The sequence below is a fragment of the Paenibacillus sp. FSL H8-0283 genome (assembly GCF_045040675.1).
GTDB lineage: Bacteria > Bacillota > Bacilli > Paenibacillales > Paenibacillaceae > Paenibacillus > Paenibacillus amylolyticus.
This window is the reverse complement of sequence record NZ_CP150295.1, coordinates 4,193,182-4,204,872: the sequence shown is the minus strand read 5'-3', so window position 1 is coordinate 4,204,872 and position 11,691 is coordinate 4,193,182. Positions and strand designations below refer to the sequence as shown.

13 protein-coding genes are annotated in these 11,691 nt (G+C 46.1%); 8 read left to right on the top strand and 5 right to left on the bottom strand.

Features of this window, described 5'->3' with window-relative positions; genetic code table 11:
* Positions 1-29: 29 nt before the first annotated feature.
* From MHI52_RS18705 to MHI52_RS18675, 7 genes are all read left to right on the top strand, one after another.
* Positions 30-1,073: an SPFH domain-containing protein gene (locus MHI52_RS18705; RefSeq protein WP_100527281.1), complete on the top strand. Its 1,044-nt coding sequence runs from the start codon at positions 30-32 to the stop codon at positions 1,071-1,073.
* A gap of 71 nt (positions 1,074-1,144) precedes the next feature.
* On the top strand, positions 1,145-2,119 hold the full coding sequence (locus MHI52_RS18700; RefSeq protein WP_340984809.1) for a sugar kinase: 975 nt from the start codon (positions 1,145-1,147) through the stop codon (positions 2,117-2,119).
* An 83-nt stretch (positions 2,120-2,202) separates the two neighbouring features.
* On the top strand, positions 2,203-2,916 hold the full coding sequence (locus MHI52_RS18695; protein WP_340982222.1) for a response regulator transcription factor: 714 nt from the start codon (positions 2,203-2,205) through the stop codon (positions 2,914-2,916).
* Positions 2,913-3,911 carry a sensor histidine kinase gene (locus MHI52_RS18690; RefSeq protein WP_340982223.1) on the top strand — a complete coding sequence of 333 codons (999 nt, stop codon included), beginning with the start codon at positions 2,913-2,915 and terminating at the stop codon, positions 3,909-3,911. The genes MHI52_RS18695 and MHI52_RS18690 overlap by 4 nt, the downstream gene beginning before the upstream one ends.
* A 188-nt stretch (positions 3,912-4,099) precedes the next feature.
* A complete protein-coding gene (locus tag MHI52_RS18685) occupies positions 4,100-4,870 on the top strand; it encodes an ABC transporter ATP-binding protein (protein ID WP_036613332.1) in 771 nt (256 codons plus the stop codon).
* Positions 4,845-6,803 carry an ABC transporter permease gene (locus tag MHI52_RS18680; protein WP_405157447.1) on the top strand — a complete coding sequence of 653 codons (1,959 nt, stop codon included), beginning with the start codon at positions 4,845-4,847 and terminating at the stop codon, positions 6,801-6,803. Before MHI52_RS18685 ends, MHI52_RS18680 begins: the two co-directional genes overlap by 26 nt.
* Before the next feature lie 141 nt (positions 6,804-6,944).
* Complete coding sequence (locus MHI52_RS18675) at positions 6,945-7,289, top strand: cupin domain-containing protein (protein ID WP_345774787.1); 345 nt, start codon at positions 6,945-6,947, stop codon at positions 7,287-7,289.
* A 228-nt stretch (positions 7,290-7,517) separates the two neighbouring features.
* Here the strand turns inward: MHI52_RS18675 and MHI52_RS18670 are convergent, their stop codons facing one another.
* From MHI52_RS18670 to MHI52_RS18650, 5 genes are read right to left on the bottom strand one after another with little or no spacing between them, the layout of a single operon-like run.
* Positions 7,518-7,817 carry a metal-sulfur cluster assembly factor gene (locus MHI52_RS18670; protein WP_282322146.1) on the bottom strand — a complete coding sequence of 100 codons (300 nt, stop codon included), beginning with the start codon at positions 7,815-7,817 and terminating at the stop codon, positions 7,518-7,520.
* 31 nt (positions 7,818-7,848) lie between these two features.
* Positions 7,849-9,081: a hypothetical protein gene (locus MHI52_RS18665; RefSeq protein WP_282320961.1), complete on the bottom strand. Its 1,233-nt coding sequence runs from the start codon at positions 9,079-9,081 to the stop codon at positions 7,849-7,851.
* Between the two features lie 13 nt (positions 9,082-9,094).
* On the bottom strand, positions 9,095-9,700 hold the full coding sequence (locus MHI52_RS18660; RefSeq protein WP_282320962.1) for a DUF2249 domain-containing protein: 606 nt from the start codon (positions 9,698-9,700) through the stop codon (positions 9,095-9,097).
* Positions 9,687-10,061 carry a hypothetical protein gene (locus MHI52_RS18655; RefSeq protein ID WP_282320963.1) on the bottom strand — a complete coding sequence of 125 codons (375 nt, stop codon included), beginning with the start codon at positions 10,059-10,061 and terminating at the stop codon, positions 9,687-9,689. The genes MHI52_RS18660 and MHI52_RS18655 overlap by 14 nt, the downstream gene beginning before the upstream one ends.
* 17 nt (positions 10,062-10,078) lie before the next feature.
* Positions 10,079-10,312 carry a DUF2249 domain-containing protein gene (locus tag MHI52_RS18650; RefSeq protein WP_036613358.1) on the bottom strand — a complete coding sequence of 78 codons (234 nt, stop codon included), beginning with the start codon at positions 10,310-10,312 and terminating at the stop codon, positions 10,079-10,081.
* A gap of 320 nt (positions 10,313-10,632) precedes the next feature.
* Between MHI52_RS18650 and moaA the strand changes: the two genes are divergently transcribed.
* The gene (gene moaA / locus MHI52_RS18645; RefSeq protein ID WP_282320964.1) at positions 10,633-11,634 is read left to right on the top strand and encodes a GTP 3',8-cyclase MoaA; all 1,002 of its coding nucleotides are present in this window, start codon (positions 10,633-10,635) and stop codon (positions 11,632-11,634) included.
* Positions 11,635-11,691 lie beyond the last annotated feature (57 nt).

Sequence of the window (11,691 nt, the reverse complement as noted above, 5' to 3'; positions counted from 1 at the left end):
CGACAATATTAAGAAATGGGGAATGAGCTATGTTTGGATTCCGATTTGCGAAATTTCAACCCAGTGAATATGTCATGAAGGTGAAAAATGGTGAGGTACAGCGTCAAGGTGTAGGATTGTCTTTCTATTATTATGAGCCGACCACATCGGTAGTGGTTCTACCCGTATCCTCGGTGGATGTACCGTTCATGTTTGAAGAGATTACGGCGGATTATCAGACGGTTACTGTGCAGGGGCAATTAAGTTATCGCATTGTGGATTATTTGAAAATAACCCAGAGCCTGAATTACACGTACAATTTGCGCAAAAATCGGTATATCTCCGACGACCCCGGCAAGCTGGATCAACGGGTGATCACCACAGCGAAAGTACTAACCAAGAAACATCTGGAGCAAATGCCGCTGAAAGAAGCTATTCAATCCAGTGAACGGCTGGCAAGCAGCATGAAACGCGAGGTTGTACAAAGTGAAGAGTTGGAGAAATTGGGCGTTGAGTTGATGAGTCTATCGATTCTGGCCATTCTGCCTAATAAAGAGACGATGCGTGCATTGGAAGCACAGGCGCGGGAAGAGATTTTGCGTCAGGCAGATGAAGCGCTCTATGTACGTCGGAATGCATCGATTGAACAGGAAAGACGAGTGAAAGAGAACGAACTGAACACCGAAATTGCCGTAGAGACGAAGAAACAGCAAATTCGTGAGACCCAATTGCAGACAGAACGCTCGGTGAAACAGAAACAAAACGAGATGGAGCAGGAGCAGCTTCAGTTTAATACAGCGATGGAGGAACGTAAGCAGCAACTGATTGAGTTAACTATTGCTAATCACAATGCCGAGGCAGACGCCAAAGCGTATGAGATTGCTGCCGTGATGAACTCATTGCAAAATGTACAGCCCAATGTACTACAAGCAATGGCGAATATGGGCATGAATTCTGATAAGCTGATCGCACTCGCGTTCCAGGAACTGGCTGAAAATGCAGGCAAGATTGGGCAACTAAATATCTCGCCGGATCTGTTACAGGGATTAATGTCTCCTGCGCCAGGCAGAGATCAGGGAGGTCGAGCGAGATGAGATTAGGAAGAAGAGAGCAAGCAGAGCAGGCAGGGAAATCAGTACGTCAGCAGGCCACGGCAGATGATCGGATGAGTGAACACAAGCTGATTCTGGTGAAACGCCGGACCCGACTGGAAGAGTTGGTGGTTCGATATAACACGGTGCAGCAAGCTCAGTTCTATATTGAACGTCTGGGCGCAGACTTCAGTGATTATATGGAGGAAGACCGTCGTTATCGGCTATCTGTGCAGCAGGCCCAGCAGCAACTGGGTCAATTGGGACGGGTTCAGACGATTGATCGGGAACATGTGCCCAATTTTATCTTTGGAGATCAGGATATCGTGGTCGTGGTTGGACAGGATGGGCTTGTAGCCAACACCCTCAAATACGTAACCGAGCAGCCGCTCATCGGTGTGAATCCGGACCCGATGCGTTGGGATGGCGTGTTATTACCTTTTACCGTGAAGGATCTGAGCTTCATTGTTCCTGATGTCATTCGAAAGCAACGAACCTTGAAAGAAGTCACTCTCGCCAAAGTGGAACTCAATGATGGACAGTATCTATATGGTGTGAATGATCTGTTCATTGGTCGGAAGACACATGTATCGGCTCGTTATGAAGTGCGTTTGGGTACATCCGCAGAACAACAATCTTCCAGTGGCATCATTGTATCCACAGGCATGGGATCGACAGGCTGGTTCAAAAGTGTGCTGGCGGGAGCCACCGGCATTGTTGGATCGGCTGCATGGCAGAACATGAATTCCGAAGCGGAGGTCGCTACAGCATCCGCATCCATTCATGGAAGCAGGCAAGAGCTGAATCATTTTAACTGGGATGCGCCTTATTTATATTTTTCAGTACGTGAACCGTTCCCGAGCCGGACGACAGCGGCCAATCTCGTGTTTGGACAGATTCATTCAAAGCAGCCATTGCACATTGTATCCCAGATGCCGGAGGACGGTGTTATTTTCAGCGATGGGGTCGAGCAGGATTTTCTTGAGTTTAATTCAGGGGTAGAAGCCATCATTGGTTTGGCAGAGAAGAGGGGACGTCTCGTGGTCTAAACCTTTATTTTCAAGCCGTTTCCGACTAGAATGGGTAACTAGATGTGATACACTGACGTCAGGAAACGGAAAGAGGGTTAACGATGCAGTCGATATTGTTGGTTGAAGATGATGCCAAGTTAGCAGGATTACTGGCGGCTTATCTGACCCGAAATGGATTCCAGGTACAGGTCACAGATGATTTTCGTCATGTACTGGATGAATTTGTGGAAGTGAAGCCGGACCTTGTGCTGATGGATGTGAATTTGCCTCAATATGATGGATACTACTGGTGCAGGCAGATACGCACACATTCCATATGTCCCATTTTATTCATATCGGCTCGTGATAGTGGTATGGATCAGATTATGGCGTTGGAACATGGAGCGGATGATTATATTACAAAACCTTTTCAATATGAAGTTGTTCTTGCCAAAGTCCGTAGTCAGCTGCGCAGAGCCTATGGTTCTTACGCTGCTGTTCAACAGGAAGTGAAGGTGAAGAACGGTCCCATGATCCTTTATCCTGAGCGATTTGTATTGAAATATGATGAGCGTTCTACCGAGCTGACACAGAAGGAAGCGATACTGGTGGAAGCGCTGATGGCGAAGGCAGGGCGAGTTATCAGCCGAGAAAAATTGTTAGAACAGATGTGGGAAGATCAGCATTTTATTGATGATAATACGTTGAATGTCTATATTACACGTGTTCGCCGGAAGTTGAAGGAGCTGGGTGCAGAAGAGATTTTGGAGACGGTTCGCGGAGCGGGTTATCGTGTGTTGGATCTGGATTCATCCTCACAGGGGAAAGGGAAATGAGACTGTTCCTGAAAGACCACCAGATGTTAGTTGGATTTTATGTGTTACAGATGCTGCTGGTTCCGTGTGTGTACTGGCTCTCTGGTGAGGGCCGTCCGATGAAGATTGTTCTCTATGGCATGCTGATCAGTACTGTTGTGCTGTTGGTCTATCTGATCATACGTTACTTCCAGCTGCGAGCGTATTATCGTCTGCTTGAACAACCACGAAAACTGGTAAACGGACCTTTCCAAACGCTTGGAAATTCGGTCGTGGCGGAAGCCATCCAGCAATTGTTACATGAACTGGAGCGTAATCGGCAGAACGAGATGGGGCTGTTACGTACTAGCAAGGAACAGCAGGTGGTATTCATGAATCGCTGGGTTCATCAGATGAAGACCCCGTTGTCCATTATCCAACTGACCTTGGAAGATGTGGACGATGAGACGGCTGGCAGTATTCAGGATGAGCTGGATAAGCTACGCAAAGGACTTGAAATGGTCTTGCATTCATCAAGGCTTGAACAGTTCGAAGGGGATTTTCGTGTGGAGCTGTTGTCTTTGCAAGATGTGCTTCGAAGTAGCATTGCAGAGAACCGACGTTTGTTTATTCGCAGAGGCATTACGCCGGATATCCGTATGGAGGGCGACCTCCAGATATATAGTGACTCCAAGTGGCTGCGGTTCATGTTCACCCAGATTTTGACCAATGCCGTGAACTATTCTGATAGCAAATCAGGCAAAAAAGTGATCATTACAGGCTATAAGCAGGAAGAGCGTACAATCCTGGACATTCAGGATGAGGGAATCGGCATCTCGTCCGAAGATATTCATCGCGTGTTTAATCCCTATTTTACAGGCGAACGGGGCAGACAATACCACGAATCTACGGGAATGGGATTATATCTGGTCCGTGAGATCAGTGCCCGCCTGGATAATCGTGTCGAGTTGTTTTCGGAGCCGAATGAGGGAACGTTGGTTAGATTCAGCTGGATTCATTCGAAATATCCGAAGTGAAAAGTGCTTTGCCCATGGGCGAGGTGCTTTTTTAATGGACAGAAGTGTCATAGAGAAGGCAGGGGAACAGAACCTTAAACGCATTGTAAGGGAAGTTTAAGGTAATTCGATAGCACCGTTACGGGAGGTCAGTTAGGATAAGAATAGAATTAACGTATAAAGAATGACGGATTAGGAGGGAATTACGCATGGAAATGTTACAGGTATCAGGACTGAACAAAGTATATCAGGGCAAAGTGCAGACTCAAGCCCTTAGTGATATTCATCTGACAATCAAACAAGGTGAATTTGTGGGTATTATGGGCCCGTCGGGCAGTGGAAAAACTACATTGTTAAACATGGTCTCCACCATTGATGAACCCAGCTCAGGCAAGGTGCTGATTAATGGCATGAACCCGTTTGATATGAAAAAGAAAGAACTTGCCATGTTCCGGCGTCGGGAACTCGGATTTGTCTTTCAGGATTTCAATCTGTTGGACACGCTGACTGTTGCTGAGAATATTGTACTTCCATTGACACTGGACAAGGTCAAACTGAAGGAGATGGAGAGCAGACTACATCGCATTACAGCGAAGCTCGGGATTGATCATATTCTGGATAAACGAGTCTACGAAATTTCGGGTGGACAGCGACAACGAACAGCCATTGCGAGATCCATGATCAATATGCCTTCGATTGTTTTGGCGGATGAACCCACCGGTGCCCTGGATTCTACGTCATCCCAAGCGGTCATGGAGTCACTTGAACAGATGAACCAGCAGGAGAAAACAACTATTATGTTGGTCACACATGACCCGCTTGCGGCAAGTTATTGCAACCGCATCGTGTTCATTAAGGACGGAAAGCTGGCAGCCGAGGTACACCGTGGAGATAATCGACAGACGTTTTTCCAGCGGATCATTGATACTTTATCCTTCTGGGGAGGGAATTCACATGAGCTTTCCTCAGTTCGCGTTTAACAATATTCGCCGGAATGGGCGAGCGTATATTGCTTTTTTTTTAAGTAGTGTATTTATGGTCATGATATTCTTCGCTTATGCGGTATTTATCTATCATCCATATGTGACAGAGTTGCCAATGGGTGACACAACCGCTACGGGGATGCAGATCGCTTCGATTATCGTATATGTGTTTGCATTTTTCTTTGTTATGTATTCCATCAGTGCTTTTCTCAAATCACGGAACAAAGAGTTTGGCATTCTGACCATACTTGGTGCCGAGCCCAGGCAGATTCGGAGATTGGTCATTCTGGAAAACATGTTGATCGGCTCCCTGTCCATTATTGCCGGTATCGGCGGAGGTATGTTGTTGTCCAAGCTGTTCCTGATGTTAACCACTCGTTTTATCGGGATGGATGATCTGCCCTTTTATTTTCCCGTGAAAGCGATTCTGATTACGATTGGAGCCTTTCTGTTATTATTTTTCTGCATTTCACTCTTCACATTGTTTTTTATCGGAAATAAACGGACGTTAGAACTTCTAACGGGAACCAACAAACCTAAAAAAGAGCCCAAAGCTTCATGGTTCTTCTCACTTCTGGGTTTTGCATTACTTACAGTAGGTTTTGTGGTACTCCGTAACGGGTTAAATGGCGGAACAATCATGCTTGCAGCAATAACAGGGATAGCCGGGACGTATTTTTTCTATTCACAACTTTCCGTGCTCATCATCCGTTTATTGAAGCGTAATCGTAAAACCGTATGGCATGGTACACGTCTGTTGTGGATCTCAGAGATGAGCTATAAAATGAAGGATAATGCCCGCATGCTCTTTATGGTGACCGTGGTGATTGCGATTGCTTCAATGAGTGCGGTTGTAATTTTGTCACTGGATCAAGAGAACCGGGAGCAGTTTACAAACAACGATTTTCCAGTCAAATACAATGTGTACACTCCTTCGGATCAAATGGATATGAGCTATATTGATTCGACACTTGAAGCAGCAGGCTTGAGTTATCAGCAAGTGTATCTGGAGTACTTCTGGTCTGATGCGGATCAGAGTGCTGTCTCGGTTATGCCGCTCAGTCATTACAACCGATTCAATGCGATCCAAGGAAAAAAGACGTTCCAATTGGATTCAGCATCAGCATTGTTCGTAGATTCACGTAATGAGAAGGATCAGGATCAGATCGATCGAAACAGGTTTCGCAATTATGCGGAAGGAGAAACCTTGACTCTGAATCTGGAGGATGGCTCATTGCAAGCAAGAGTTACAGCTACGGATGTAGAGCCACGTTTCGCAACCTTGATCTATTCTACAGGTGTAGTCGTTCTCCCAGATGAGAAGTTTGAAGAGATCACACAACAGTTCAATGCAAATAGGTTATCAGGCAAAGTTCTGTACCAGATTCCGGCATGGGGTCATGCTGTACCTGACCGGCACTCCTCGGAAGCCATGGTTAGCGATCAGCTACTGTCGTCCGCAGATACCATTCGAAGCGATAATGCTTCGGATGAGAATTACTCCGGATTTCTGACCACTCGATATGGAGATTTTGAGAGATACAGACAGGGTACAGCACTCTTTACCTTTCTGGGCATATTTATCGGATTAATCTTCTCGATCTCTTCTGCAAGCTTTCTGTATTTCAGACTGCATACCGATCTTGAAGCGGATGGAAAGATGGTGCATTCTCTTTCGAAAATGGGTCTCAGTTTCCAGGAGATGAAACGATCATCCACCGTTCAGATTGCCATTTTGTTCTTTTTACCGATCGGGGTAGCTATCATTGAAACTTTGGTCGTAGTTAAGCCATTCCTGACTGAATTCGGTATTACCAATTATACGATGCCGGTGTTGACTGTATTTGGTGCCTTTGTACTTGCACAGACGTTTTATTTCATCATTATACGTTCGAGATATATCGCTTCTCTGCGCAAAATGATGGTGTAACCATCTTATAAACAAACGACCATAAGGGACCGACTATGATCTGTTCATTTGCCCGTATTTCTTGATTCAGATCAAGGAAATGCGGGCTTTCTTGCGATAAGATGAATGCATTCACAGATTACATTATCGAGGAGGACGATTATGATGACTATCACGTCATTGCAAGAAGTTAAAACATTTAGTGAAGACCGTTTTACGAAACGAGTTTTATTCCAACAGGGTGGTGGAGTGACCTTTGTCCTTCATTTTCTGCCAGGTCAGCAACTTCCCGTTCATAAACATCCGGGCACAGACGTTATTTTGCTGGTGGTCGAAGGCACAGGTACACTTATTCTGGATGGAAAAGAACAAGTGGTGAAACAAGAGGATGTGATCCATTGCGGCGGTGAGGTCGAGTTCGCATTTCATAATACAGGAGATCAGGAAGTTCGTTTGTTCGTGGTTTTAAACAAAGTGCCAGCAGCATCCTATGCAAAGGACATCTAACATCTAATATCAAGGAATCGATAGAATGATTCACTGACCGGTACCAATATAAGGGGAACTCTATTCTGGAGTTTCCTTATTTATTTTTTATTCAAAAATACCTTGATCAAGTGTGGTTCCCATCGCAAAACAAAAAGCATACCTGGGTCTGAGAACATCAGATCTTAAGTACGCTTTTTCGTATTCCGGCAGCAATTTGTTCATTCATCCGCTCACTGTTCATTCTGCCTAGAAGTATCCCAGCATTTCCTTGGCTTCAATCGACATCAGCTGTGGAGACCATTGTGGCTCCCATACGACTTGAACATCAATATCGGTCTTATTCGTATTTTCCTGCAAAACCCATTTCACCGCACCGACAATTGTATCGTGCAGCGGGCAACCTGGTGTAGTCAGCGTCATTCGTACATGAACCCGTTCAGGCTCTTCCCTTACTTCATACACCAGACCCAGGTCAACGATATTGACACCTAATTCAGGGTCATACACTTCCTTGAGACATTCTAGCAAATGCGTGGTTTGTTCCATCATGTTCACTCTCCAGTCCACCTTATTTATGTTAACGTCTGAATACCAAAGCAATATTTGTTATATAAACGATGGAGACAAGAGACAAAATCGTCCCTCCAACCATCATGACCTCAGCCAGATTAATCAGAATTCCACTGACAAGCAAAAGGCTTCCAGCGACCATGGCGAGCATACCCCAATTGACATACCGTTCACTCAGCATACCTGCCATCAGCGGTGTTCCGGGTCTGCCTGCCTGCTTGCCATATTTGTGGGTCCACCATAGAAAAGGCACGATTTTGGAGGCATAACCAAGTATGGTGAGAGACACCCAACCCCCGAGATATACCCATCCAGACAGCAGAACAACACGTGGATGGAGAAGCAGTTCAGTCCCTTGCGAGGAATAGATCAGTAGGGCAACAGCATATACAGCAAACGCACGGCTTACATACACAGACCAGCGGATACCCGGACCTGGGTTACTTTTGTGCCGTTTCTCCTGAATTTGCTCCAAGTGATACACATAGAAGAGCAGGGCTGAGGTTAGAAGTAGGAGCGCGAGCCAGAGCAGGCCTCCCTTAATACCTGTCAGAAATGCGACAACACCTGTAACTACAGCTGCATTCCACAGAACCAGGACCACTTTTTGCAGTCGAATGGAATAATCGTGGGACAGGTAGAACATCGGAAGCATTTTGTAACTGAATCCGGTAATTAACATGCCAAACCAGCCAAGTGTTCCCATCCAGATATGTGCGCCGAACAAGCGTCCGTGCAGACCATTCCAATCACCAAATGCAAAATTCAAACCCATCAGCATACCGGAAAGCCCGGTTAGAACCAGATAAAGACAGGAACAAGCTGCACTGATCGTTACCGGATTCCACTGTGAGGCACGGAAGAGGGTAACGCCCATATTCCATCCGAACAACAGAATGCCAGAGAGCGCGAGTGTAGCAGAACCCGCAATCCAGATGACATCTGCACGGATGAAGCCGAATAACATGCCCACGATTCCGATACTGAACAAGAAATAATGACAATAACCGAGGAACAGACTATAGATATTGGATTGCAAAATAACGTGTATCAACTGATAAACGGCACCCATAGCCAGCATGGTTGCCCACCCGAGCACAAACTGATGGGCATGAAACCAGCCTTCGGGTCCTCTGAGTTCATCACCAAGCCAGCCTGTCAGCGAGAGCAGGGAGAATGCGTGATACATTACAAATCCAAAGATGCCCGTGATGATAAAAAGAAACGGCAACCTGGACATGGTCTTTGCCTCCTTACCCTTTTTCAATTCTCAATTTGGCCGTACCATCGGCTTGATCCTCAACCGTGAAGGGGCAACCGAGATTATTTAACTCTTCAATCAAGAAGACTGGCACACGGTCATTGTGAATCAGTACGACTTCCCCAGGTTTGCAACGCTCCAGTGCGGCAAGGGTTCGCATCATGGGTTGTGGCGGTTCCAATCCGCGATTGTCCAGTATAACGGTGGGCGCCTGTAGGGATTCAAAGTTTTCAATCGCAACAGCTTGCTCCTCTGGATGGCCTTTGCATGAAGCTGATTCTTCGTCTGAACAGGGCTCAGAAACGACTTCCGATCCAGATAAAACCATTGCAGATAATGCTTTGTCACCGGTTTTATTTTTTTTGTGCACAAACGTGGTAACCCAGTGATCTGAACCTTTTCGTTCCGATGTGCTGGAGTATCCTTTCATCTTGAGAATACCGAGCAGGGGCGTTGGTTTGAATGGAGCGTGTAGTACAAATACATCTTCATGCTGAAGGCCTTTGACCGTGTCCATGATCAGCTGAAACGGCTCCAGCTTTTTACTCAGATGAGGACGCACATCCAATTCAACAATATGGACATCAGATGGAGACATGTGCGTTCACATCCGATCCTGCACTAGCTACATCCGCCTGCTGTACCAACTGTAGAGAAGGTTCATACAGGGCGGCCATTCCACCGTACAGCGCATAGAAGAATGACTCCGGCGCATCGAGGGAGAAGGACAGATAGGCTTTGGGGTCCATCCCGAGTACACGCTCAAAAAGTCTTGCACTGTCATAGGCGTAAAAACAGAAATGAGTATATTCGAACACAGGCATTTTTTCGTAAATGGTAATAATCTCTTGCGCATACTCGGCCTGCTCACGCTGTGCTATCTGCACCATGGTTGTGGCATCTTCCAACCTCAGCGTGATGCGAAGTGTAGTATCGTCAATGATTTCAACGTGGGCCATAGCGGTTCAGCTCCAATCTATAATTTGCTGATTTTGACTTGGAAGGTTGTAGGACCCTGCTCAATATACTCCCAGTTGAAGCCATCAGGATGTGTGGACTGGAATTGGAATCGAAGTGGCTTAGGATCGTGATCGTTAATGAGCAGCATGGATTCCTGTGGTTGCAACTGATCAAACGTTTCAAAAATAACTTTATGTTTCAAATGCGGTGGATACTCCGTAGCATTAATGGTTGCTGCGTATGTGTTCAAGTGTCATTCCTCCAAATAGGGATAGTGTGGTGTTGCAATTTGATTATAGAAAACGTGAGGAGGTGGCTGTGTGAGCCTGCTCACACTTTTTCTTTTGCCATAATTTTGCCTTATTTAGACCAGAATCCTGTTTGGTAAAGGATTACAGAGCATATATAAATGTGCAACTGTGCGCTATGTTTCACTTCTTGTGATATTTTGCACAGTTCGCCGAGCGAGACATCCTTATATTTAGCGTCAAGATGACAAGCGATGAGAGGAAGAAAGTTCCCTCCTTCAGCCGATGTTAAGACAGCACCCTAGAGAAGGGAGGTACGTGTATGGAATCAAAATTAATGGACCCGTTTGGAAGAGTGCATGATTATTTGAGAATTTCGGTTACGGATCGTTGTAATCTCCGCTGTGTGTATTGCATGCCGGAGGAAGGAATGCAGTTTGAACCGACAGAACGCATCCTGTCCTATGAAGAAATCACGTCCATCGTTAATGCGCTTGCTCCACTGGGCATTCGGAAATTGCGTTTGACCGGAGGAGAGCCTCTTGTTCGTAAGGGGCTGGATCAACTGATTGCGATGTTATCCGCTATTCCGGGAATTGAGGACATCGCATTGACAACCAATGGCATCTATTTGGCAGCTTATGCGGATATGCTGAAGGCTGCGGGACTAACTAGGGTGAACATAAGCCTGGATTCTTTGAAGCCAGAACGATTTGCAAGCATTACTCGAGGCGGCAAGGTGCAACGTGTGCTGGAAGGCATTAAGGCCAGCCAAAAGGCCGGATTTCATCCGATCAAGCTGAACGTGGTGCTGATGAAAGGCGTGAACGACGATGAGGTGGAAGATTTTCTGCTGATGACTCGGGATGAACCAATTCATATTCGGTTTATTGAGTACATGCCTATTGGTGAAAGTGGAGAAGGATGGAGATCAGGATATATGCCCCTCGAACATGTACTGGAAACATGTGGAGCGCGATGGGATTACGAAAGATGTGGAGAGATATACGGGAATGGACCTGCGGACAGTTATCGCATAGTGGGGGCTGCTGGAACCTTTGGTCTGATTCACCCGGTGAGTAGCCATTTCTGCGGGAATTGCAATCGGCTGAGACTGACGGCAGACGGTAATATCAAACCTTGTCTCTACTGGTCGGATGAATTCAATGTTCGTCCACTCGTAGGTGATGACAAGGCGGTGCAGGATTTATTTTACAAGGCGCTCGGAGCCAAACCCGAAACACATGACATGTTAAAAGACTTAAACGGGCAACAGATCGACGGCAAGCCAACGTTGCGACATATGTCGCAAATCGGAGGTTAGCAACAGTAGTTCAGGATTCAATTTGCGTCAACAGGTCATATATGTGGGAGGACAACA